Here is a 22,852-nt window from a genome sequence, read left to right as displayed (position 1 = left end):
CTAAAAGCGGGAAACGTTACAAGTATGTTGTTCAGTTGTTTTTCAGGTTGACAGATAGCTTCATTGTACCATTGCCCCTATCGAAGTCCAAATAGATGGGGGAACATGGCTTGGACATTTTGTATGATGCCATCAATAGGTGGTGAAAAATGATTGGACGGTTTTCCTTCTTCAATCGTAAATGTGATCGGACTTGTATAATCGAGCAATCCCTCTGCTAAACCGAGTGTTGCAATAGGAGCATAAGGTAGGCTGTATCCACCTTCTTGGATGACGGCAAGTTTGTTATGGCATACGTTTGATGCCAGCCGTCGCAACCATTGCGCCATCTTGCGATAACCTGCTCTTGTCACCATCATTCTCCCTAGAGGATCGTAGAGATTTGCGTCTTGTCCTGCTGATAGCAAGATCAGCGCAGGTTGAAAAGATCGGGCAATTGGGCCTATGATCTCTTCCAATACCGTGCAATATTCTTGGTCACTACAACCTGGCGGCAATGGAATATTGACATTATAGCCTTTGCCACGGTCTGCACCCGTTTCCGAGATATCTCCTCCCGTAGTGGGGTAGTTGTGTTCTTGATGGATGGAAATGAAGCATGTGTTTGGATCTTCATAATAGATCTCTTGTGTGCCATTGCCGTGATGCACATCCCAATCGACAATCAAAATTTTTTCGGTTCCGTATTGTTTTCTACTGTATTCTGCGGCTACCGCGACATTATTAAAGAGACAAAAGCCCATGGATTGATCTTTGCCGGCGTGATGTCCGGGAGGCCGAATGAATGCATAGGATTGTTCGATGTCAGGCTCTGTGAACAGTACTTCAACAGCTTTCATTGCACCGCCGGCCGAACGTTGGGCGGATTCAAAAGATCCTGGTCCCGCCAATGCCGATTCGCCAACTTCTATGATATCATTTTGCCTGCTCGCCCGAATGACTTTGTTAATCATTTCTTCCGAATGAACGCGCAGTAAGTCTGGCATTTCAGCCTTAAGCACCTGGTATTGAGGCATTTTATTCAATAGTTCCGTGTGACTGAAGATGTCATACGCAAGCTGAAGACGCCTGGGATTTTCAAACTCAACATCTGAAGGAATCGACGTGTCGGTAAACGTAAATGATTGGTAACCAATATCGTGCGCATGACCGAAAGACTCATCCCAAATGAACGCTGTCGTCATATTTTTTCACCTTCTTCGTCGTTTCTTCAGGATTAAAATCAAGTGATGGCGCAGTTTTTTTGAAGCCACGAGTGATATAAATGAGGAAACAGACGCCAAGTAAATTCCAGGCGATGCCGAGCGTAAGGGCAAGCGGTTCAATGTTGTACCACATGACCGCAAGAAAGGCAATCCCGATACTGGGAAAGAGGCCAAACAAAATCAACGCTTTGCCATCTTTTCGTTTACGTTTCACGAGAAAGTAGTAAATCACGCAAAGATTTACGGATGTAAACGCTGTGAAAGCGCCAAAACTGATGACCGAAGAGGCCGTATCCAGCGTTATGAAGATTGCCGGAAGGCTGGCAACGCCTGTTGCCAAAATGTTAAAGATCGGAATGTGACTTTTCGGATGCAAATAACCAAAGATTTTCTTCGGAAATACGTTGTCTCTTCCCATTGCGTATAATAGACGCGATGTCCCCATCTGAGCTGCGATCCCACCAACGAATGTTGCAGCAATTACGATGCCCGTGAACACAGCGTTAAAGAACATTCCCCCGACTTGAATGGCAATTTCCACAACTGCCGAATCTGGTGTGGCAAATACAGTCACATCGGGAAAAGCGCGCTGCATGAAATACGTAATGGTCGTATACAGCACACCTAGAAAGAGAACAAGAGCAATCATTGCCCGCGGTATATTTTTCTTAGGTTCAATCGTTTCTTCAGCTAATGTGCTGATGGCATCAAAGCCGACAAAAGTATAGGCAAGAATGACCGACCCTGCAAACACATTTGTAAGTGTGAACTCCTCCGTATAGAAAGGCGCTAACGAGAAAAGTGTTGCTGCCCCTTCGTTTACCACATAGAAATTGATGAGCAATGCGATAAATATACCAGCGATGAGCACTTGCAAAGCAATTAAGATTGTACTGAAAGATACGGCAACCTTCACGCTGAATATATTGCTGAGCGTAATGATAGCCAGTGTGCCAACAATCCATACCCACTCAGGCACATTGGGGTACAAGGGAACCATATAGATCGCAACACTTAATACATACACCATTGGCAAAAACAGATAATCGAGGAGCGCTCCCCAACCGACGAGAAACCCTAAATTTGGGTGAAACGTTTGCTGGACATACGTATAGGCGGAACCTGAGCGCGGGAACACCTTGACCATATGTGTATAACTTAACACCGTGAATAATATTGCAATCACTGAAAACAAATACACGGCAGGGACGTGGCCATTCGTATTCTGAGATGCGATTCCGAATATCGTAAAGACTGTGGCGGGTGTTAATAAGGACAACCCGATGACGAAAACACTGAAAAAACCTAGTTTGCGTTGTAGTTTTACTCCATTCCCCATCTTTTCTCTCCTTCGCTGTCTTTGAAGTTGATCGGATGAGTGTTATTTCCCCCTCTTCTTGTCTTTTCTTAAGTAATCATTCAAAGGTTTAATCATGCTGAGCAATAAGTAAGTGAGACCACTGATGATCATGGAAAATCCCGTTGCCGTCGTATATAAAAAGATATCGTTTCGCGGCACGGCTTCAATCGGTTCATATACCCACAGGTAACCGATAACCCCCGCAATAAACGAGAGAATCGCCACGAGGTTGAAACCGCCTGTATAGCGGTAGGCGTTTCTGCCGCCAATTCGGTACAAGTCTTTCATGGATATTTTCTGTCTGCGAACGATAAAAAAGTCGACAACGATTAAAGCAACCACTGATCCTGATGTAGCACCGACGAGGGCGAGAAAAACGCTATAATACTCCCAAATGCCGCCCCAGAATAGCAGGAGTACAACCCATGCTGACCAAAAGATGACAACTTTGCTGAAGCTTAATTCGGGTTTTAATACTTTGGTACTGATCGATATCCCATACAGCGATACAGCAACCGTCGTTACGTTGGCAACGGCGACAAATAGTATCGCCAACAAACCTAACACCGGACCGCCAAGTTCAAGTAGCCAATCCGTTGGATCAACGCTCTCTACACCTGTGGCAAGCAGCATAGCCAGCGCTGTTAATACACCAATGACCGTAAAGGAGGCCATCACAATGGAGAAACCGCCAACGTGCCCCCAGTATGCGGAGCGTTCTGTTTTGACAAGCCTGGATAGGACACCTATTGAGGCAAACCAAGCAAATATAAAAGCAATGTTCCATTCTAATACGACCATGTAATTCGCGAGGCCACTGCCATATTCAGCTTCGTATAAAGGCTCAACATTCAGCAATTCTTGAAGTGAAAAGTTACGAAACACGGTGATGATAATAAACACACCGAGCGCCATAAGACAAGGAACCATAATGCGCGTAGCTGTTCGTACTGCGATAGGGCCGCGAAGGGCAATCCATGCACCGAATATGACACAAGTCGTAGCGATATATGGCGTTAAGTATTCAGGAATCGTGATCCCAAATTCGGCGAACACTTTCATTATTGAACTGGCATACACTTCGGCGTTGATCACATCATAGCCAAGTTGGCTTGCAAGAATTATGACTGCAAAGATGACGAGGCCAAAGTAGCCAAACAATGCCTTTTGATACATCCATATGTCAATGCCATATCGTGTTGTAATCAGGACACAAAGGCAAAGAAACAGTCCTGCCAGCGTCATGCCAAAGAACGTGTTCGTCACCGCTTCTTCTAAACCAATCATGGTTGCAATTTGTCCACCTTGGACATACGCCCATGTGGCAATTGCCCACCCACCTGTAATTAAAAAGATATCCCAGAATCCGTATATTTTATCTTCTTTTCCTAATGGCACTGTCCCGTAATAGACTTCACTATCGATTGCTCTTTTTTTCGCTTGTTTACTCATACAACGATAATTCCCCCTATATTAGAATGCCCCATACTAAACTGATCACACTTATCAATGCGATGACCGCAATGGCAATGGCATCTTTTTTATTTAGTGATGGACCGGATACAAATTCCGGATCATCCATTTGTTCCGTTTTTTCTGTGATTGCCTTATACAACTCCTGTTTATTTTTCATACTAAACACCTCCATTAGCGGTGATTATTAAATGCTGTTTGCAAGATGAAAAGGTAATCTTCCGGCTCCATGTGTCTTACGTTATCGTCATTGGAATAGTTTTGGAAAGCGCGCGTTGCCAAATCGGCAAGGTCTGCTTCGTTGAGTTGTGGAACTTCGTGGAAGCGAGGGATGTTCAGCGCCTCATTCCATTGAAACAGCTTGGCTACACATCTGTTGGCAGCCTCTTCATCTGATTTATGAATGCCAACTCCCATCGCCCGCGCAACATCTGCATGTCTTTTTATGTCTGCGGCTTTGTTATACTCAAAGACGAATGGCAGAAACATGGCGTTTGCTTCTCCATGGGGAGTATCATAACGCCCGCCTATGGCTTCAGATAGACAATGGACAGCAGCGGTATCCGCGTTGCCAAATGCTGCCCCCGCTACGAGACTTGCCACTAGCATTTGTTCTTTGTGTTCAATGTTTCCCAGATTGATGGAATCGGACAAGTGGTTACTTATTAACGTAATCGAATATAAGGCTAAAGCGTCAGATATGGGGTTGGCTGCTTTGCATGTATAAGCTTCAATGGCATGGGTGAGGGCATCCAGTCCTGTGCTTGCGGCAATCGCAGGCGGTAACGAAACTAATAGCTCAGCATCAAGGAGAGCGAGCTTCGGAATCATTCTTTCATCCCCAATGGCCATTTTATATTGCTGCTTTGTGTCCGTAACAACTGCCCAAGAGGTGACCTCGCTTCCGGTTCCAGCTGTTGTAGGGATACAGACGAGCGGCAAAGGGGGTTTCTCAGCAACATTTACGCCTTCATAATCCTTGATTGTTCCCCCATTTGTTGCGAGGATGCTGACTGCTTTTGCAGTATCGATGACACTCCCGCCCCCAAGCGCTATAATGCCGTCAATGCCTTTGCCATCGATCTCTTGTGCACAGTGATGGCAATCGTTATCCTTTGGATTAGGCTTTACGTCTAGATATATTGACGTCCGAATATGATTTTGCCCGAGATCTTCGATTACATCATGGAGCATACCGGCTTCGCCAATGCCATGATCACTGATAATCAGGGGTTTTTCTAGTTGTAAGTCTGCAATGTACTGTGAAATCCGCTTCCGAATTCCCTTTTCCATCACGACCTTTGTTGGAAACATGAATTCAAAATTCATTAAGAAGTCTCTCCTTAATTTGCGAACCATCCGAGTTTTTCGTTGTAAAGTGCTACGTTAATTTGTTTTGCCTCTTGAAATTCCTTTAAACCGTCCGGTCCTAGGCTTCTGCCAATCCCGCTCATTTTAGGACCACCCCAAGGCGCCTTTACATCTCCCATGCCGTAAGTGTTAATCCCTGTTAAACCGGCTTTCACTCCGCGAATGACTCGCATTCCCTTTGCACTGTCGCCGGTGAACACAGCTGCCGCCAGCCCGTATTTCGTCTTATTTGCAAGCGAGACCGCTTCCTTTTCATGCGTGAATTTCTGGATGACAACGACGGGGCCGAAGATTTCTTCTTGCACGATCGACATGTCTTCATTTACATCGGTAAAGACGGTAGGGGCAACAAAAAAACCATGATCTAAACCTTCGCCGTGCATCCGGTTTCCGCCGCATCGCAACGTAGCCCCTTCTTCCTCTCCGCGTTTAATGTCTGCGAGCACGTTGTTCATATGGGATTCCGTGTACAACGGACCCATCTCTGTCTGCTCGTGTTCTCCGGGGCCAACACGGATTTGTTTCGCTCGTGCGACAAAATGATCGACAAATTTCTCATAGGCACTTTCTTCTACCAGAATTCTTGAACCTGCCGAGCACACTTGCCCGCTGCCGAAATAAATGGCATATAGCGCATGGTCGACAGCATGCTCAATATCCGCATCAGCGAAAACGATGACCGGAGATTTTCCACCCAATTCCAGAGTCACATTCGTAATATTGTTGGCAGCAGCAGCCATGATCTTTTTGCCGGTCTCTGTGCCGCCTGTAAAGGATACTTTATCAATCGCCGTACTGTTCGTCATCGTGGCGCCCACTTCATCCCCTCCGCCGGGAACGAGGTTTGCAACACCTTTTGGCAAACCAACTTGATCGAAGATTTCATACAGCATGTACGCGCTGATCGGCGTATATTCCGAAGGTTTAAGGACAATTGTATTGCCTGCAGCTAAAGCCGGGGCTATTTTCCAAGCGGTAATGAGAATAGGGTGGTTCCAGGGAATAATTAATCCACATACACCGATGGGTTCATAAGTAACGAGTCCCTGTATTTCCGTTCCGCTCGTGAATGTATAGCCGTCGGTGGAAGAAATGAGCCCTGCATAATAGCGAAAACATTCGCTTGCGGTTTCAACATCTGCGGAGGTCTCGCGAAGCGGCTTTCCATTATTTCTCGTTTCCCATTTCGATATCTCTTCTTTTCGTTTTTCCAATTGATGGGCGATTTGATATAAATAATCCGCTCGTTCCGACGGGGGCAATGCCGACCATTCATCGTATGCGTTGTTGGCTGCGCCGATGGCGTTTTTAGCATCCCTTGCCGTTGCCATTGCAGTCGTACCGATAGATGTGCCGTCAGCCGGATTGATGAGGGATGCAAGGCGATCCTTCGCCGGCATTTGCCACTCACCGTTCATGTACATGTTTACTTGCATGTTGAAGACTCCTTCCGTCTCGGATTACCAATATTTTTCATTAATAACCGTAAATTATATATACAAGTCTTGATTATACTCAATAATGCAACTAATGTCGAATTTTTTTGCTGAAAATGTCATATGTTATACACAAATAATGTGAACTAAATAACCAACCAGCGGGGTGGTTTGTCCGCTTTCTTTTCAGGCTTTTACTCTTTGAGTGTGGAAACATAATGAACGGTTGATGGGCATAACGTAAATTGATATGGCTGTCAGAGGGGTGTTTTTTTTATGAGCATTGGTTTCTATGTAGGAAATCAATTAACAAAAGACGGTTCTACATTACTTGGTGGGTTTGGTCATGAACCTTCCAGTCATTGGATCGATATTGTTCCGGGTCAGCATCATCCGGAAGGAGCGACAACGCAGGTCGGCGTAACGGAGGAAGCCAATATTCCCGGCAGACTGATCGACATTCCGCAAGCATCCTATACAAACAAATTTATTAGTTCATCGTATTCGGAATTCGAAGGGTTTCCTCCTCCCTTAACGAATGGAGGATTAAATGAGTATGGGGTAGGTGGGCGTGACATTTGGTCTAATTCCCGTCCCGAATTAGTAGAGATGACGTTGGAACCGCAGCAAGGACCGAATTATAGTGATCTTGCCCGTATCGCCATGGAACGTGCCAGGACTGCTCGAGAAGCTGTTGAAATTATTGGAGGGCTTATTAACACTTATGGATATTCCACCTATGGAGGGAACTCTCATCTCTTTGCGGATAAACAGGAAGGCTGGGTGGTGATCGAGTACGCGGGCGGCCAAGGACTGTGGGCAGCGGAGCGATTAGGGCCGGATGAAGTGCGTGTGTCGTATCCCGGTTATATTCATAATTTCCCTGTTGATTTTGAAGGTAATGACAACTATATGGGGTCAGATAATATCGTTTCGTTTGCAAGAGAGCAAGGATGGTGGAATCCTGAAACAGATCATCCTGATTATTTAAACTTGCAGGATGTGTATGGAGAGCCTTTTGAGGGGGAAGGGGTGAGCATGCAAGAAAATCATTTTGTTTCTGTGCGTGTTCCTCCGGAAAGAGAAGCAGAGGTCATGGGCCAAACGCCGGTTAGCCTCGAAGACATGCTGGCGCTTGTGCGTGACCCGCGTTGGTCAAACGATCGTGCCGGTTACGGTCAGGTGGCTCACATCCGGCCTAGCGTACCTGATCGACTGCAAACATTGTGGCTCGCCGTCACAGGAGCCGTCACCACTCCTTATGTGCCGATACCGATAGAAACAGACCCTTATGCTGTGCCCCCTGAATTTGTCCAGCATCGGTACTTGACCAAATACGCGGATTCGACTTATTTAAGTGCTGATTATGCTCCTCAGGAAGCGACGAGGTATGCTGTAAGAGAATTTAAACGATTGCTGTACTTTACGAGTGAACATCCGGTGCAATTTTTAAATTACATCACAGGGGCTATGGAGTACTTCGAGCAAGGAGAAATTGCGGAGAGAGCAGAGTTGGAAGAAAAATATTTCTGGTTACTTCAGCACCATCAATATGAAGAAGCTAGAAAGCTAATCTCACAGAATGTTCATCAACGCCTTCTTGAAAGTTTACGTCTCGGCATGCAATTGACAGATATTGTAGATGGTGAAACACGCCGGTTATACGGCATCCGTATGCCCACCGGCACGAGCGATCCCGGGGAAACCACACCACCATGGAGTCAAGAAATGATTGAAGAAACCGATGATGAACTGGTTACGTGTTATGATCCCCGGCTGGATATATACCCCCGATCGTTTGGTGTTTTCAACCATTATGCTGGGTGTTAGATAGCGATAGTGAAAAGCAATGACATTGGCATTTGCAACTATAGGGTGAATAGCCCAAAACCTTAGGTATATAAGGTTTTGGGCTATTTTTGTCAAAAATTTTTAGTGTTGGTGGATCGCTCCGTTTTAAATTTTTGGTTGTTTTTAACGGAATGGCTGATAGCGGCGTTTTCGGCTGATAAAACCCAGCAGCGCTATGAAGAATCAATGCAAATCATTGTTGAACCGTCTTTCCGTTAAATGTCACATGGTCTCACGAGGACTTTGTGTATTTTTGCCGTTGATTTTTAGGATTTCCCATTTCACCGACAGGAAATGTTATGATAGCAACAAACAATGTCAGGGGAGTTTGTTGCATGGACCAATGGTATAAAATTGACAATGCAGGAAAGATATTCCACGCGGTGTCTGGACGCGCGAACTCTTCTGTGTTTCGAATTGCGATGATCATGAATTCCCCGGTGGAAGAAGACAAGCTTCAAAGCGCTTTAGATGATATCTTAAAGCGGCTGCCGATGTTTGCGGTTAAGCTGGGGAAGGGGATTTTCTGGGACTTCCTCGTAGAAAATGATAAAAAACTGTTCGTACAAGAAGAACATCATTTTCCTTGCGCACCGATAGATCCGATTGAAACGAATGGCTTCTTATTCCGTGTGCTCTATTACAATAAACGAATCGCAGTCGAGTTCTTTCATTCGGTCACGGACGGCACTGGGGCACTTGAGTTTCTTAAAGCGCTCGTTTATTATTATTTGCTCGAGCAACATGCTCTGATTGAAAATGACGGTTCGGTTCTTGATATTGAGGATCCACCGAGCACTTATGAATTAGATGACAGCTATTATCGTTATAAATCCAATCATTCGGTTAAAAATCCACGCGAAGGACATGCGTTTCAAGTTAAAGGGACGCCGACCGAAGAGACGATGGTCGTTCATGGCGTCATGCAATCAAGCGATATACAAAAAGCAGCGAAAGCCTATGGCGTAACGATTACCGCTTATATCACTTCAATATTGATTGCTGCTATTTATCATGAAAAATTGCAATATCGGTTACGAAAAGAAGAAATTAAAATTGCGATTCCTGTTAATTTACGGCAAATGTTTCCGTCAAAATCACTCCGAAACTTTTTCGCTGTTGTGAACGTAGGAATGCAAGTTGAGGAACATACAACGCTCGAAGACATCATGGCAGAAATCTCGAAACAGCTGCAAAAAAAAGCAGAGAAAGAAGCCTTACAACTTGGATTAAATCATCATGTTAAATTGCAGACGATGCTAGCTGCCCGTTTTGTGCCGATTTTTATAAAATATTACGCCATCCGCTATGGGTATAAAAGCTATGGAGAACGCACGAAAACGATGACGCTCACCAATTTAGGCAACGTTCAATTGCCGGAACAGATGATGCCTTACATTGAACGTATGGAAATGGTCATGTACCCAACGAAAAAAAGTCCGGTGAACGGCGGCATTTGTTCCATTAATGATCAATTTGTCATTTCGTTTGCAAGATCGATTGAAGAAGCCGACGTTATTCGTTCCTTCTTCCAAGAGCTCACAAAAACATCAGGCATTGATATTGAAGTGTATGCCAATGACGAAGGGTGACCCCATATGCATCGATGCAAGAACTGCGGCGTGTGGATCGCCCATCGGCATTGCCCGCTATGTAAACGCCAACTAACGGAAGAAAATGTTTCATTGGATATGTATCCGCCTTATCACTCGGACGTGAAACGCCGAAACCTAAAACAGCGAGTGTTCTTGTTTATTGCGATTTTCATCATTAGTTCAAGTCTGCTCATTAATTTGCTCACCACACCAGACCAACTTTGGGTGTTTTACATCGTAGGTCCTGTTTTATATGCGCTGTTATTCATCAACCATACGATCCTTTCAAAAGCGCATGCCGGATCAAAAATAATCTTTCAAGTTCTCGCGCTTTCGGCGATGCTCGTCGTGATCGACGTTGCGGCTGGGGGTACACGTTGGTCCGTTCATTATGTTATCCCTTTCCTCGTCATCGTAGCGACATTGATGGTTACGATTATTATATTAAGCAAACCGATGAAATGGAGAGAGTACCTCGGATATATGATGACGATGATATCCCTTGGTTTTATCCCTGTCCTTTTGTTTTTAAGTGCCTTATCCTACGTCTTGTGGCCGAGTGCAGTAACCGCACTGTATGCACTATTAACATTCATCGGCATGGGATTGTTTGCAAATAAAACGATGAAAAACGAACTTGTACGTCGGTTTCATTTTTAACAGAGGGGGACGGGCGTGCTCGTACTTCTTATTTTTATTAGCATAAATGAAAGGGAAGAGGCGCCTATTTCAGCTCCGCATCATAATGAAGCTTTTGATATAGATGAAAAAGTGTTGGCCCCAACTGTGAATCTTCTGGAACGAATTGCAAATCGGGAATTGAAAGGGTCCTAGTAGGTCCTTTCCATGGAGAAGTAGGGGATGCATCGGCTTCTGAACAAGCGATTGCTCTGATCACATGTCGATGCAACCCAATCTTTGGCCTATTCACTGCTTTTTGTTTCTTTTCTATGCCGAAGCCGAGTGTGCTTTGGTTTCCTGGCATTCCTTTGCTTTCATTGCCGAGGCCGTGCATGTTTCGGCTTCAGAGCATGCTTTTCCGGCTTGCATTCTCATTTCGGTCCCGGGGTGCATATTGCCATTAGTCCTTCATTCCAACCAGTGACTGTCTTATCTCAAGAGCTTCTTCCCGAGTGATCGCTCGTTCTTCGTTCCCGTCACGGCCAACCGTTGTTTCCGCGGCAAACAATGAGTTCCAGATCGCTTCTTCCGTCGCGCTCGCGGTTGCATTGAAAATATCGTTCATTACGGAATGATCATCGCGCAAAAACTTAAAACGCTCTAGTTCGTCGCCTTCATGGTCTATTTTTTTGGCTGTTGAAAATGCAATAGCGATATCGCCGCTTCCGTGATGGGCTGTCGACCCCGTAAGGGCTAGGCCGAATGTAGTCCGCTTGGCGACACGTTGGAGTTGACGTTCATTCAATGCATAATCCGTCGCCACAATCATCATGATTGATCCTGTTGGTAGATCTACATCATTGCGTGCGCCAAAATTTGAAACAACGAGTACACCGAGCGTTCCATCGCCAACAATGCGCGAACTCGTGCCAACTCCGCCTTTAAAGCCAAGGCAACTCATGCCGGTGCCTGCCCCTACGACTCCCTCTCCTACATGGCTCGAGGCTCTTTTAATCGAAGAATTCGCATGATCTGGACGCACATGCAAACCGCGAATATCGTTTAAAGAACTATCGTTGCATTCACCGACAACGACGTTAACCGTGCCAGTGGTTGTGCCGATTTCTTCGTTTTCTTGTAAGAGATATTGAAGTGTACCTTCGGTGACCGCGGGCACACTGAACGTGTTCGTGAGCATAATCGGACTTTCAAGGAGGCCAAGTTCGTCGATTTGAACGAGACCGGTCGTCTTTCCGAAACCGTTGATAACAGAGGTGCCAGCCAATACTTTCTCTCTGAACAGATTACCTTCATGAGGCAGAACCGCCGTGACTCCGGTGCGAATGTCTTCTCCTTCGAATAAGGTGATTTGACCGACGGAAACGCCGGGTACATCCGTGATTGTATTTTCTTTTCCGGTCGGCAAAGTACCGAAAGTGAGACCGTGATCACGGGCGCGTTTTTTTATTTTGTCCATATTCGGCTTCTCCTTTTTCTCCTCATTTTCTAAATGTAATCAATCTTAATACGTCCAAAGGGTCTGCTTCATACTCAAATATTTATGAATGGATGAAGAACTTTAGTATCTTAACAGGCCGCTGTCATTGCATCTTGCTATAGAAAACATTCCAACCCGGAAATCCTTGGTATGGATTTCCGGGATGATTTGATCTCAATAGGCTGCGATTGTGCCATCTGTACGCGATTCGGAGCCACCGATGAGTATACCTGTTTTCGAATCTCGCCAAATGATTTGCCCTCGACCGAAATCACTGATCGTATTTGAAGAGATTTCTATATTATGTCCTTTATTTGTGAGGGCGTGCGCTAGATGAGAAGGGAACGTTTTTTCTATAGAAATGGTTTTATTTTCCTCCCATCTCCACCTTGGTGCATCTAAAGCGGCTTGGGGGTTTAAATCGAAATCAATCGTATTCATCAACGTCTGCATATGGCCTTGAGGTTGCATTAAACCACCCATGACCCCAAAAGGACCTACGGCCTGATGATCCTTAGTTAGAAAGCCGGCAATAATGGTATGATACGTTTTTTTCCCAGGTTGTAAGGCATTGGTATGGGTAAGATCTAAGGAAAAATCATGGCCGCGGTTATGAAGACTAATGCCAGTGCCAGGAACGACAAGGCCTGAACCAAAGCCCATATAGTTACTTTGAATGAAGGATACCATATTCCCATCCCCGTCAGCGGTTGCGAGATAGATGGTTCCATCTTCTGAAGGTTTACCAGCGTCAGGTTTAAGCGCTGTATCACCAATGAGCGAGCGTCGTTCATTCATGTATGCGTCGGATAACAGTGATTCCATGGAAACATTCATATAACGCGGATCCGTGATATAGGTTTGACCATCAGCAAAACTAAGTTTCATCGCTTCAATTTGTTTATGGTAAGTGTCAACAGTATCTTTAGCCAAAAAATCGAATCCATTTAACATTTTTAAAGCTTGTAAGCCAATCATTCCTTGGCCATTGGGAGGGAGTTGCCACACATCGTAGCCACGGTAATTGATACCAATCGGCCGAATCCACTCCGGTTGGTAAGTGGCCAAATCTTCTTTTGTTAAATACCCGCCGTGCTCTTGAGAGAACTGAGCGATTTTATCCGCCAGCTTCCCACGATAAAAAGACTCTGCCTTCGTTTGTGCAATGGTCCGTAACGTCTTAGCGTGATCAGAAGATGCCCATACATCACCAGCTTTAGGAATCTGACCACCCGGAGCGAACGTGTCAAACCAGCTCGAGAACTCCGGACCAACCAAATTATCTTTATAATCTTCATAGGTCTGTTCCCATAGATGAGCGACGACCGGAGAAACGGGAAAACCGTTTTCGGCATAATCAATTGCTGGTTGCAACACCTCCTTGAAAGGTAATTTTCCAAATTCTTCGGAAAGCGCTGCCCATGATGATGGCGTGCCGGGAACAGTGACCGGAATCCAGCCTGTCTCGGGGATTTCCTCATATCCAGCTTCATGCAAGGCATCAATGGAAATAGACCGTGGAGCCGGTCCGCTGGCATTCAATCCATAAAGATTTCCTTCTGTCCATACAAGCGCAAAAGCATCTCCGCCAATGCCATTCCCTGTTGGTTCAACGACAGTGAGACAAGCAGCCGTCGCAATCGCTGCATCAATCGCGTTTCCACCTTTTTTTAGGATGTCCAAACCGGCTTCTGATGCTAAAGGTTGGGAGGTAGCCACCATCCCGTTTTTTGCGAATACTGATTTTTGGGATAATGGGTAAGGTTGATAAAGAGGATCCAAAATGTTCATCTCCTTTGATTCATTTTTTGACAAAGCCTTTCCAGCATTGTCTATTGTTTAAAGAACGTTGCCTCGTTTAAAAACAACCACCGTATCATATAACCCATGACAAAAAAATGATTGTATGCTAGAATACGAACAAATGTTTTCGTTGTGGTTGTTTTTTCCTTTCTTTTGGTTCTTTATGTCTTAGATTAATTGATTGGAGGGAGAACATGATAAAGAGAGGTCCGTCGTTGGAAGATTTCATAAGAACCCATATTCAATTCTTTCAAGACCCACTGGTTCAGGCCTTTATGGAGAAAAATCATCATTGGGGATTATTGCGTGCCGCGATTGAACAGGAGGATCAAGCCTCCTCGGATATATTAAATCAACGCTTTGAAATGTTCTATTTAAAAATACGCATGATACGATATATCACTACATTGAGCCGCTTTTATGTCAAAACTTATGACCAGTCCCAACGTAAACAAATGGCGATGTTAATGTTGGATGCTCCGAGCGATGCGGAAGAGGAAGAAGGGAAGTCGCGAGGAGATTTAGTGCCTGCGGAAGGCCCATCCTCAGATGATGCCATAGCGCGAGAAGTTCAAGACCTTCTGCCAACCGCCGATATGCGAAAAACCTTTCAGGCTTTTAGTCAAAAGAAGCAAATCATCGTTTATTTTCATTTATTTTTTCAAGCTAAAGATCAAGAGATTGCAGAAATGTTCGGGTGCACCCCTCAAAATGTTTCGAAAATGAGGAGAATGGCGTTCGCACAACTTCGAGGAGGCTGATAGGATGGATCAAAACGCACTCATTATGGAAGTATTAAAGGATATGGAACCTAGGATCCAAAAGGGTTTACAGGCGACCCATCCGCAAGAACGCGAAGATTTAAAGCAAGATATGAGGGCACGCTTGGTCAAAGTAACTAGCGAGATGGAAAGGATCTCTTTTTGGACATTCAAGGAACAATTTTATGAAAAAGGATTGAAATGAAGTGAAGGTCAAAACATATATCCAATAAGGACTTGAAAGGACGTAAAGATGTTAATAATCGTTGTAAACGCAGAGTGTTTTCCACTAAACAAAGGAGCCAATTGGAGCTCCTTTGTATTTTGTTATTAAATTAGAACAATAAAATGCTTTACTCTCTCGGTCCGGTTGTTCCACGAAGCAGTATCCTCGGTTCTAACGTTCTCCGCATACTGTTTTGCTCTCCTGGTTCAGCATCCATCATATGAATCAAATGTTCAATTGCATGCAGACCCATAGATTTCTCGGATTCATGTGCTATAGTGGTCATTTGAATGGCGGCGTGGGCAGTCATATCGATATTGTCCATCCCGCATATGCTAAAGTGTTTGGGGATTCGGTACCCCATTTGCAGTAAGTAATTTTGGCAAAATAATGCAATCGAGTCTGTCGCCGCGAAAATGGCGGTTGGTGTCCAATAAAAGCAACGCATCTACCGCCTTAACCACTGATAATTCAGTTGTATCTGTTTCTTTTATCCATTCATAGCCCACAGGGTGATTAGCACTTGTCATTGCTTTTTGGTATCCGGATAACCTTCCTTGAAACGTTGACGCATGTGTTGGTCCACCTATCCAGGCAATTTTGACATAACCAAGTTTTAATAAATGATTGGTCGCTAATTGTCCCGCTTTTTCATCGTTAATTTCTATATAATTTCCACCTGAACTATACCGGCGGTTAAACATGACGAAAGGAATGCCTGAAGCTACCAGCTCTTGATAGATAGGGTCATCGATAAAAATCGAAGATAAAACAATGCCATCCACTTGTTGTTTTAGAACTTCCTCATAGACAGAAAGATTTGCACCTTCTCCCGTTTCGATGAATACGTATTTACATCCATTGTGAACGCTTTAATATTAGATGTAAACATAAACAAGCATAAAAACCATGGTACATTTTTAAAATTAACCGTTTACAATTAAATATCTTCTGTATTACAATGAATACGTATTCAACCATGTTTACAAACGTAGAGGAGTGTATAGATCTATGGCGACTTTTTTAAAACACGGGAAAACCGATCAAGAAAAACAAGAAGCGGACGCGAAGGTTCAACAGGCAGTTAGCAGCATCATAGGAGACATTGAAGAACGTGGCGATGTGGCTGTACGAGAGCTCTCGGAGAAGTTTGATAACTGGTCTCCGGAAAGCTTCCGGCTCACGAAAGAAGAGATTGACGCTACGATTGCTGAGTTGCCGGACGATGTAATTCAAGACATTAAGTTTGCCCAAGAACAAATTGAAAATTTTGCAAAGCACCAACGTGAATCAATTCAGGATATCGAAGTAGAGACCCGTCCGGGTGTCATTCTTGGCCATAAAAATATCCGTAAATAGTGTTGGCTGCTATATACCGGGCGGTCGTTATCCGATGGTTGCTTCTTCTCATATGAGTATTGTCACTGCTAAGGTCGCCGGTGTTGAGCGTGTGATCGCTTGTACCCCTCCGGCAAATGGTGAAATCCCGGCTGCTACCGTTGCAGCGATGCATATGGCAGGCGCCGATGAAATCTACTTGATCGGCGGCGTGCAAGCCATGACAGCTATGGGCGTTGGAACCGAGTCGATCGATCCGGTTGATATGATTGTTGGTCCGGGAAACGCTTTTGTGGCAGAAGCAAAGCGCCAACTTTTTGGACGAGTCGGTATTGACTTGTTAGCGGGACCAACCGAAACGCTCGTCATTGCGGATGATACAGCCGATGTGGAAATGGTCGCCACAGATATTCTCGGACAAGCGGAGCATGGCCCTACGTCCCCGGGTGCATTGATCACCACATCCCACTCCTTGGCCGAATCGCTGGAGGATGAAATTTCTCGCCAATTACAAACATTGCCTACGGCAGATGTCGCCGAAATAGCTTGGAGAGATAACGGATCGATCATTATCGTTGAAGATGAAGCAGAGGCTGTGCGTGAAGCGGATAAACTTGCTTTTGAGCACGTTGAAGTGCTTACGAAGGACCTGGATTATTTCTTGCACAACCTTACGAATTACGGTGCCTTGTTCTTAGGCCCTGAAACGAACGTTGCTTATGGAGATAAGGTAATCGGCACAAACCATACACTCCCAACAAAACAAGCGGCTAAATATACAGGTGGCTTGTGGGTTGGAAAGTTCCTGAAGAACTGCACGTACCAGAAAGCAACCCAAGAAGCCAGTGTGGAAATTGGTAAATATGCCGAAAGGTTATGTGAACTGGAAGGCTTTATGGGACATAAAGAACAAGCTTCCCTACGTGTTCGTCGTTACGAAAACTAGGAACGTTTAGCGTCCAACACTGTGCGGCTGTAAAAGGGCGGTCGGGATTATTCTCCTGGCTCCTTTTGCTGTTTAGTATTCTTAAATAACCCTCCATTTGAAAGGTAGTAAAAGGAGAATTTTTTATGCTGAGCATGATTGGTTTACTAGGAGGGATAACATTACTCATTATCCTTACCATGCGTGGCATGAATTTGTTAGTTGCCGCGCCCTTGAGCGCATTGTTTGTCGCTGTTTTCAGTGGCCTTCCTCTATTTCCGGAACTTACCGGTGAAGGAGAAGCAAGTTTTGTCGGAGATTATATGAATGGTTTTTCCGGATTTGTTGCTAATTGGTTTTTAATGTTTTTGCTCGGGTCTATTTTTGGCAAAGTCATGGAAGACAGTGGTTCAGCGCTTAGTGTTTCCAAATGGGTGGTTGGTCGTTTCGGGCTTAAATACGCCGTTCTGACAGTTGTTGTTGCATGTGCGATTTTAACCTATGGCGGGGTGAGTCTATTCATTGTAGGATTCACGGTCTTTCCGATTGCGCTGAGCCTTTTTAAGCAAGCGAATTTACCGCGCCGCTTTATCCCGGCCGCACTTGCGTTTGGTTCCGTAACATTTACCATGACGTCCGCAGGCTCCCCTGAAATACAAAACTGGATCCCCATCCCTCACTTGGGAACAAGTCCTTACGCTGGTTGGGAAGTCAGTTTGATTGTAGCAATATTTATGATGATCTTCGGTTATATGTGGTTAAAATGGATCATCAACCGTGCGCTTAATAAAGGTGAACAATTTGATGAACGCAACGGAGAACCCGTGGAAACGGAAAGGGAATTACCGAATCCACTGTTTTCCGGGCTTCCGTTACTAGCCGTATTGATTACAGCATTTATTTTTCATGATACCCTTGGGACTTCAGCACTCATCATTGCCTTATCCAGTGGCGTGTTTACCGCGTGGCTCGTCAATCGTCGTTATCTTGAAAATGTATGGACATCAGCTTCGAACGGAACAACTGGAGGGCTCTTGGCCATTGCCAACACCTCGGCAGTCGTTGGATTCGGTACTGTCGCGGAAGCAACGCCTGCATTTGACAATGCTGTTCAGGCGATGACAAATGTCCCGGGTGACCCGTTAGTTGGTGCAGTCATTGCAGTAATCGTGATCGTTGGGCTTACCGGTTCAGCATCTGGCGGACAAGAGATTGCTTTGCCTAATATTGCCCCAGATTATTTAGCACAAGGGGTAGATCCTGAGGCACTGCACCGTGTCACTGCGCTTTCGTCCGGTGCATTAGATTCATTGCCTCACGGTGGTTATACAGTGACAACGATTCGTGTTATTTGTGGAGAAACCCATAAATCAGCATACCCGGCCGTTTTTGCAGTAACTGTTGTTGTGCCATTACTTGGCGTTATCCTCTCCATTGCTCTTTTCTCATTAGGCATTGGGGTTTAATAAAAGAAGACCGTGATGCCGTGATTACGAAAAAACTGTGATGCATCCATCAATCATTACCTACAAAGCGAAGAATGAACCAACTATAAGTCGCGTAGAACTACGGGTTTTCCCCCTGAGTGCCAATGCCAAAATCATAAATCCCAGCCATGACAGTTTAAAACCTAATGACATTTATCGTCCTTTTTTCCGTTAAAGCAAAATGATGGACATGTGTTTTCATCTGTCAATGTTCAAATTCGGTGATTGGCCGTCATTTGGCGTGGTTTTCTTCTGAGCAGGGCACGCGTAATTTCATGGAAATATATGGTGAACGAAAGCCTTTGTCTTTTCATTTTTGACGCCATCATAATCAGGCGTAGGAACTTTCATGGTGTCATTGTTGCCCATGGACGCCATTAAATGTAGACATGCGTTGTTTTATGGCGTCATAACTATCCGATGACGCCATTATATGCTGGATTCTGTAGATTCATGGCTTCAAACGTTTGTACTCTGACATCATTTGTAAACACGCTTTCCACTAACGTTTCGCTACTCTAAAGCTTTATTTTAATTTTGGCGGAGGCTCTGAATGTATTTGATGTCGATCAGCCGAACATCCAAGGGCTTTCGGTGGACAATCCGAAGCACTATATCACAGAATTGAAAAAATTGGTTGGTAGACCGATCGGAATTAATTTGGAATCGTTAGATCCTGATGCTGATCATGCAGAGACGTTGGATACACTGCCAAAAGGACGTACTGCAGTCAGTGAATCGTTGGACAAGGCTAAAGAACTGGGGATGGATTTTGTCTGCTTCACCGGTAACCCGAAAACGGGTGTGACTAACACGGCGATTTTAAAATCAATCCGAGAGGAAAAAAATATTTTCCACGATAACATCTTGATTATTGCCGGAAAAATGTATGGCGCTGGTGTGAGAAATAAATCAGTTGATGGCATTGTAAGTAAGAATGTTGTAGTGGAGTTTGCTCAAGCGGGTGCCGACATTATCCTTCTCCCGGCTGTTGGCAGTGTTCCGGGGTCGACACTTGCCAAGACAGAGGCGTTGGTTCTAACTGTCCATGAAGAAGGCGCACTGGCATTAACGGCAATTGGAACAAGTCAGGAAGGAGCAGCAAGGGAAACAATTCAACAGCTAGCTCTTCAAAATAGAATGGCTGGCGCAGATGTTCACCATATCGGTGATGCCGGAGAACATGGGATTGCCGTTCCGGAAAATATCATGGATTATTCAACAGCTATTCGCGGGAAAAGACATACATATGTACGAATGGCGGCTTCAATTAACCGGTGAGTCGAATCCAGATCGTTGATATTAAAAACAAAGGAGTTCCACCCCATGCTCATCCAATGTACGAAAAAGCTGTTAGATGAATTATATGAAAAACCGGATTCAGACGTGGATCAGGCGTCATCTCTGTTTTCTTGGCATGCCAATGTGATAACGATCAATCGGAGGAAAGCCGTCGTTGTTGTGAATGATAACAATCGTTATGTCGTCGTTTTATATGGGCTGAAGGCAAAGGATTTTCGGAAATTAAATGAGTTGATTGTTCATGCCATTCGCCAAACGTTCCGTGAAGAGGGGATAAAAGACGACGTTATTGAGCAATATCTTGAGACGGCCGGGACAATCATTTTTTCAAAAACAAAGAATCGTACCACTGTAACTAGATTGAACAAAGCTTGTGAGACGGTCCAAGCTTTTGATGATTTGCTTCAACATGATTCTTTTCATCAAATAGAGGAAGGGATTCGAGTAAGCCGTCTTTTGGTGACGGACGGCGGCAATGGCTATATTTACCCCAATGAAGAAATGTATAAGGACTTGGAAAAATTCGTTGGTAGGACCGATCATTAGCAGTCGAGCGGCTGTGTTGAGGGTGACACTCGAGCTTGAACATCGTGAAGTTTCGCGTGAAATCATCGTTCCCGCAAACATGACTTTTGATACAGTCCACATGGTTATACAAAGGGCTTTTGGCTGGAAAAACATGTATTTGCATGAGTTTTATATTTTAGGAAAAGAAGGGCAATCGATTGTAAATCTCGTTGGTGACAATGAGAATCTCGCTTATGAAGATGATCTTCTTGTGAAACTAGAAGATGGCTTCAAGCTTTCCGAGTACCTCCCGGCTACGATGAAGTATGTCTATGACTTCGGGGATGATTGGTTGCATCGGATTGAAACTGAAAAAGTCATCACCGACTATGATAAAAATTATCCGGTTTGCCTTGAAGCTCATGGCAACGCGCCGCCCGAGGATGTTGGCGGAGAAACCGGATACGAAGAGTTCTTGGACGTTATTGCTGATGAACAACACCCCGATCATAGGGACTTGAAAGCATGGGTGCCTTATGCAAGGGTATCGGGACGTAAATATAAAAGAAATTAATTTTGATCTGGAAAGAAGGTTGTGAGGGGGATGGAAAGCTCTTGGCTCCTGCCGATTTTTATCCCGGAACTAACTCACCCCCGCTTGGTGCTCCGAACGTGAGTCCATCAGCCTCTGTGAGTTGCCGCGTGAGATTTGTTTTAGCCCCGCGTTGATGATAGAGAAAACAAATACCCAGGCAATGACAATGAGGGCAAGTAGGAATAGCGTTTGGTCAAAGAGAGCCAGGGATCCGTTCCAAGCAACGTGCAAAATGATGGGTACTGCAAATAATTTAACAAACGTTGGATCCGTAAAGTGATCGGTTCTTAATGGATCAGCGTTTTTGACGAGCGCGAGTGCCCCCCAGAAATGGCTCCTCATACAGTATGGGCACCGATCGACGACCAAGCTCGGTTAAATAAGACATCGATCATTGCCCCATCTCCCAACATCATAAAGGCGTTCATTGCATACCCGGAAGTCTCAAAAGCAGCGAAAGTGGCGCCGATCGTTGCGCCAATTAACAAGCCGTTCAGCACATAATGCGTATTTAGTTTATAAATAAAATACCCGATGATTACCAACTTACCGACTTCTTCGATAATGCCTACCATAAAGACTTCGAAGAAACCCAAATTCTCGATTGAAAACCAATTGAATAAGATCAATGTAAGGAATAATGAAAGCACGCCGCCGACAAAGAACATTTTTACAATCTCAAACAAACTAATATTTCGTGGCGCGTTCATCTCCCAAAAAAAGATCATAAGCGAAAAAGGCACGGCGAATGACCCTATAATCATCAATCCGGAGAATAAAATAGGGTTATAAAATAAAGACGCGCTGTAAAAAAGGATAATATAAGTGACGATCAAGGTGAAAAACACACGGGAAAACAGCCACGGCTTTGGCCACATGGCAGAAATCTCTTCTTCTCTGGGAGTGGTTGCGGCAGTTCCCGCGATAAACAGCTTTTCAGCTTCTTCTTTTGAATGCTTATTGAAAACCTCGGAAAACACATCGCGAAGTTGGACATTCATCGCCCCTTCTTCACCGACCATTTGATTCACGCGTGTCGTTGCTTGATCAAAGACACTTTTAGCTGTGTAATCAGCCTGTCTAGTGTTATCGATGTATAAGGATTCTTGAAAATAGTTCCATTCTGGGAGCCCTTCTTGCCAAACGTAGGTGTCCATTCGAATGATGTGATCATTGTAAAAATGAAGCATGTCGTCTTCCGTATATGGACCAATTTTCTCGCCATCTTCCGACAAATAATACCATTTTTTTCATATGTACCTCTTGATGGGGAAAAAATGAGCACATTCAAGGAAATAGTTGTTTTTATATGCTCATATTATACTATAAATTTTAATTATTAATGTATAAATTGTGGCTCTTCACCAAAATCTATGGCTGACAAACTAGGGGCAATTATGATTGGTAGTGACCGCTACGGAAAAACCCTACGCTTTCCGTGGGCCCCGAGCTCAGCCTCCTCGGAAAAAAAGAAGTTCGCTTTTTTCCTGCGGGGTCT

General features: G+C 44.6%; 21 protein-coding genes and 1 pseudogene. 11 read left to right on the top strand and 11 right to left on the bottom strand.

Features of this window, described 5'->3' with window-relative positions:
• Positions 1–77: 77 nt before the first annotated feature.
• Genes HUG20_RS11105 through HUG20_RS11080 form a run of 6 tightly spaced genes read right to left on the bottom strand, consistent with a single transcriptional unit; the run spans position 78 to position 6,845 of the window.
• Entirely contained in the window at positions 78–1,184 is a 1,107-nt protein-coding gene (locus tag HUG20_RS11105) for an arginase family protein (protein ID WP_200084757.1), read from the bottom strand.
• On the bottom strand, positions 1,159–2,544 hold the full coding sequence (locus HUG20_RS11100) for an APC family permease (RefSeq protein WP_200084756.1): 1,386 nt from the start codon (positions 2,542–2,544) through the stop codon (positions 1,159–1,161). The genes HUG20_RS11105 and HUG20_RS11100 overlap by 26 nt, the downstream gene beginning before the upstream one ends.
• A gap of 42 nt (positions 2,545–2,586) precedes the next feature.
• Positions 2,587–4,017: a cytosine permease gene (locus tag HUG20_RS11095; protein ID WP_200084755.1), complete on the bottom strand. Its 1,431-nt coding sequence runs from the start codon at positions 4,015–4,017 to the stop codon at positions 2,587–2,589.
• A 16-nt stretch (positions 4,018–4,033) separates the two neighbouring features.
• Positions 4,034–4,198: a hypothetical protein gene (locus HUG20_RS11090; protein ID WP_200084754.1), complete on the bottom strand. Its 165-nt coding sequence runs from the start codon at positions 4,196–4,198 to the stop codon at positions 4,034–4,036.
• 14 nt (positions 4,199–4,212) lie between these two features.
• A complete protein-coding gene (locus HUG20_RS11085) occupies positions 4,213–5,367 on the bottom strand; it encodes an iron-containing alcohol dehydrogenase (protein ID WP_200084753.1) in 1,155 nt (384 codons plus the stop codon).
• 14 nt (positions 5,368–5,381) lie between these two features.
• Positions 5,382–6,845: an aldehyde dehydrogenase family protein gene (locus tag HUG20_RS11080; protein WP_246476389.1), complete on the bottom strand. Its 1,464-nt coding sequence runs from the start codon at positions 6,843–6,845 to the stop codon at positions 5,382–5,384.
• 276 nt (positions 6,846–7,121) lie between these two features.
• Here HUG20_RS11080 and HUG20_RS11075 point away from each other — a divergent pair, with 276 nt between their 5' ends.
• The 4 genes from HUG20_RS11075 to HUG20_RS11060 all read left to right on the top strand — a co-directional run bounded on the left by HUG20_RS11075 (position 7,122) and on the right by HUG20_RS11060 (position 11,125).
• Entirely contained in the window at positions 7,122–8,675 is a 1,554-nt protein-coding gene (locus tag HUG20_RS11075; protein WP_200084752.1) for a C69 family dipeptidase, read from the top strand.
• Positions 8,676–9,031: 356 nt separating this feature from the next.
• The gene (locus tag HUG20_RS11070; RefSeq protein ID WP_200084751.1) at positions 9,032–10,288 is read left to right on the top strand and encodes an alcohol acetyltransferase; all 1,257 of its coding nucleotides are present in this window, start codon (positions 9,032–9,034) and stop codon (positions 10,286–10,288) included.
• A gap of 6 nt (positions 10,289–10,294) precedes the next feature.
• Positions 10,295–10,951, top strand: a complete 657-nt coding sequence (locus HUG20_RS11065) for a DUF6320 domain-containing protein (RefSeq protein WP_200084750.1) — start codon at positions 10,295–10,297, stop codon at positions 10,949–10,951.
• A gap of 15 nt (positions 10,952–10,966) precedes the next feature.
• Complete coding sequence (locus HUG20_RS11060) at positions 10,967–11,125, top strand: hypothetical protein (RefSeq protein ID WP_200084749.1); 159 nt, start codon at positions 10,967–10,969, stop codon at positions 11,123–11,125.
• Positions 11,126–11,372: 247 nt separating this feature from the next.
• Here HUG20_RS11060 and HUG20_RS11055 read toward each other — a convergent pair whose 3' ends face one another.
• Together HUG20_RS11055 and ggt are read right to left on the bottom strand one after the other, a co-directional pair.
• The gene (locus tag HUG20_RS11055; RefSeq protein ID WP_200084748.1) at positions 11,373–12,389 is read right to left on the bottom strand and encodes a P1 family peptidase; all 1,017 of its coding nucleotides are present in this window, start codon (positions 12,387–12,389) and stop codon (positions 11,373–11,375) included.
• Positions 12,390–12,584: 195 nt separating this feature from the next.
• The gene (gene ggt, locus HUG20_RS11050) at positions 12,585–14,201 is read right to left on the bottom strand and encodes a gamma-glutamyltransferase (RefSeq protein WP_200084747.1); all 1,617 of its coding nucleotides are present in this window, start codon (positions 14,199–14,201) and stop codon (positions 12,585–12,587) included.
• 206 nt (positions 14,202–14,407) lie between these two features.
• Between ggt and HUG20_RS11045 the strand changes: the two genes are divergently transcribed.
• Entirely contained in the window at positions 14,408–14,974 is a 567-nt protein-coding gene (locus HUG20_RS11045; RefSeq protein ID WP_200084746.1) for a hypothetical protein, read from the top strand.
• 4 nt (positions 14,975–14,978) lie between these two features.
• The gene (locus tag HUG20_RS11040; RefSeq protein WP_200084745.1) at positions 14,979–15,179 is read left to right on the top strand and encodes a hypothetical protein; all 201 of its coding nucleotides are present in this window, start codon (positions 14,979–14,981) and stop codon (positions 15,177–15,179) included.
• Positions 15,180–15,327: 148 nt separating this feature from the next.
• Here the strand turns inward: HUG20_RS11040 and HUG20_RS19980 are convergent, their stop codons facing one another.
• Both HUG20_RS19980 and HUG20_RS11030 read right to left on the bottom strand, forming a co-directional pair.
• The gene (locus tag HUG20_RS19980) at positions 15,328–15,648 is read right to left on the bottom strand and encodes a substrate-binding domain-containing protein (RefSeq protein ID WP_200084744.1); all 321 of its coding nucleotides are present in this window, start codon (positions 15,646–15,648) and stop codon (positions 15,328–15,330) included.
• A complete protein-coding gene (locus tag HUG20_RS11030; RefSeq protein ID WP_200090480.1) occupies positions 15,536–16,042 on the bottom strand; it encodes a substrate-binding domain-containing protein in 507 nt (168 codons plus the stop codon). Before HUG20_RS11030 ends, HUG20_RS19980 begins: the two co-directional genes overlap by 113 nt.
• A gap of 169 nt (positions 16,043–16,211) precedes the next feature.
• Here HUG20_RS11030 and hisD point away from each other — a divergent pair.
• The 5 genes and pseudogenes from hisD to HUG20_RS11005 all read left to right on the top strand — a co-directional run bounded on the left by hisD (position 16,212) and on the right by HUG20_RS11005 (position 21,333).
• Positions 16,212–17,484 (top strand): annotated as a pseudogene (gene hisD / locus HUG20_RS11025) (histidinol dehydrogenase).
• 125 nt (positions 17,485–17,609) lie between these two features.
• The gene (locus HUG20_RS11020; protein ID WP_200084743.1) at positions 17,610–18,929 is read left to right on the top strand and encodes a GntP family permease; all 1,320 of its coding nucleotides are present in this window, start codon (positions 17,610–17,612) and stop codon (positions 18,927–18,929) included.
• Between the two features lie 558 nt (positions 18,930–19,487).
• Positions 19,488–20,231 carry a DUF7916 family protein gene (locus HUG20_RS11015; RefSeq protein WP_200084742.1) on the top strand — a complete coding sequence of 248 codons (744 nt, stop codon included), beginning with the start codon at positions 19,488–19,490 and terminating at the stop codon, positions 20,229–20,231.
• Between the two features lie 45 nt (positions 20,232–20,276).
• On the top strand, positions 20,277–20,798 hold the full coding sequence (locus tag HUG20_RS11010) for a DUF6933 domain-containing protein (protein ID WP_200084741.1): 522 nt from the start codon (positions 20,277–20,279) through the stop codon (positions 20,796–20,798).
• The gene (locus HUG20_RS11005; protein WP_200084740.1) at positions 20,779–21,333 is read left to right on the top strand and encodes a plasmid pRiA4b ORF-3 family protein; all 555 of its coding nucleotides are present in this window, start codon (positions 20,779–20,781) and stop codon (positions 21,331–21,333) included. Before HUG20_RS11010 ends, HUG20_RS11005 begins: the two co-directional genes overlap by 20 nt.
• A 359-nt stretch (positions 21,334–21,692) precedes the next feature.
• On the opposite strand, the gene HUG20_RS11000 is transcribed toward HUG20_RS11005, so the two are convergent.
• Positions 21,693–22,589, bottom strand: a complete 897-nt coding sequence (locus tag HUG20_RS11000) for a DUF4339 domain-containing protein (RefSeq protein ID WP_200084739.1) — start codon at positions 22,587–22,589, stop codon at positions 21,693–21,695.
• Positions 22,590–22,852 lie beyond the last annotated feature (263 nt).

Origin of the sequence: Salicibibacter cibi (genome assembly GCF_016495865.1) — a bacterium.
Taxonomy (GTDB): domain Bacteria; phylum Bacillota; class Bacilli; order Bacillales; family Marinococcaceae; genus Salicibibacter; species Salicibibacter cibi.
The sequence above is the reverse complement of the archived record's forward strand: the minus strand, read 5'-3'. Positions and strand labels throughout refer to the sequence as shown.

What these genes read in the sequence shown, in the direction of transcription:
- HUG20_RS11105 (WP_200084757.1), bottom strand. Translation starts at nt 1,184, where the DNA reads ATGACGACAGCGTTCATTTGGGATGAGTCTTTCGGTCATGCGCACGAT.
- HUG20_RS11100 (WP_200084756.1), bottom strand. Translation starts at nt 2,544, where the DNA reads ATGGGGAATGGAGTAAAACTACAACGCAAACTAGGTTTTTTCAGTGTT.
- HUG20_RS11095 (WP_200084755.1), bottom strand. Translation starts at nt 4,017, where the DNA reads ATGAGTAAACAAGCGAAAAAAAGAGCAATCGATAGTGAAGTCTATTAC.
- HUG20_RS11090 (WP_200084754.1), bottom strand. Translation starts at nt 4,198, where the DNA reads ATGAAAAATAAACAGGAGTTGTATAAGGCAATCACAGAAAAAACGGAA.
- HUG20_RS11085 (WP_200084753.1), bottom strand. Translation starts at nt 5,367, where the DNA reads ATGAATTTTGAATTCATGTTTCCAACAAAGGTCGTGATGGAAAAGGGA.
- HUG20_RS11080 (WP_246476389.1), bottom strand. Translation starts at nt 6,845, where the DNA reads ATGCAAGTAAACATGTACATGAACGGTGAGTGGCAAATGCCGGCGAAG.
- HUG20_RS11075 (WP_200084752.1), top strand. Translation starts at nt 7,122, where the DNA reads ATGAGCATTGGTTTCTATGTAGGAAATCAATTAACAAAAGACGGTTCT.
- HUG20_RS11070 (WP_200084751.1), top strand. Translation starts at nt 9,032, where the DNA reads ATGGACCAATGGTATAAAATTGACAATGCAGGAAAGATATTCCACGCG.
- HUG20_RS11065 (WP_200084750.1), top strand. Translation starts at nt 10,295, where the DNA reads ATGCATCGATGCAAGAACTGCGGCGTGTGGATCGCCCATCGGCATTGC.
- HUG20_RS11055 (WP_200084748.1), bottom strand. Translation starts at nt 12,389, where the DNA reads ATGGACAAAATAAAAAAACGCGCCCGTGATCACGGTCTCACTTTCGGT.
- ggt (WP_200084747.1), bottom strand. Translation starts at nt 14,201, where the DNA reads ATGAACATTTTGGATCCTCTTTATCAACCTTACCCATTATCCCAAAAA.
- HUG20_RS11045 (WP_200084746.1), top strand. Translation starts at nt 14,408, where the DNA reads ATGATAAAGAGAGGTCCGTCGTTGGAAGATTTCATAAGAACCCATATT.
- HUG20_RS11040 (WP_200084745.1), top strand. Translation starts at nt 14,979, where the DNA reads ATGGATCAAAACGCACTCATTATGGAAGTATTAAAGGATATGGAACCT.
- HUG20_RS19980 (WP_200084744.1), bottom strand. Translation starts at nt 15,648, where the DNA reads ATGCGTTGCTTTTATTGGACACCAACCGCCATTTTCGCGGCGACAGAC.
- HUG20_RS11020 (WP_200084743.1), top strand. Translation starts at nt 17,610, where the DNA reads ATGCTGAGCATGATTGGTTTACTAGGAGGGATAACATTACTCATTATC.
- HUG20_RS11010 (WP_200084741.1), top strand. Translation starts at nt 20,277, where the DNA reads ATGCTCATCCAATGTACGAAAAAGCTGTTAGATGAATTATATGAAAAA.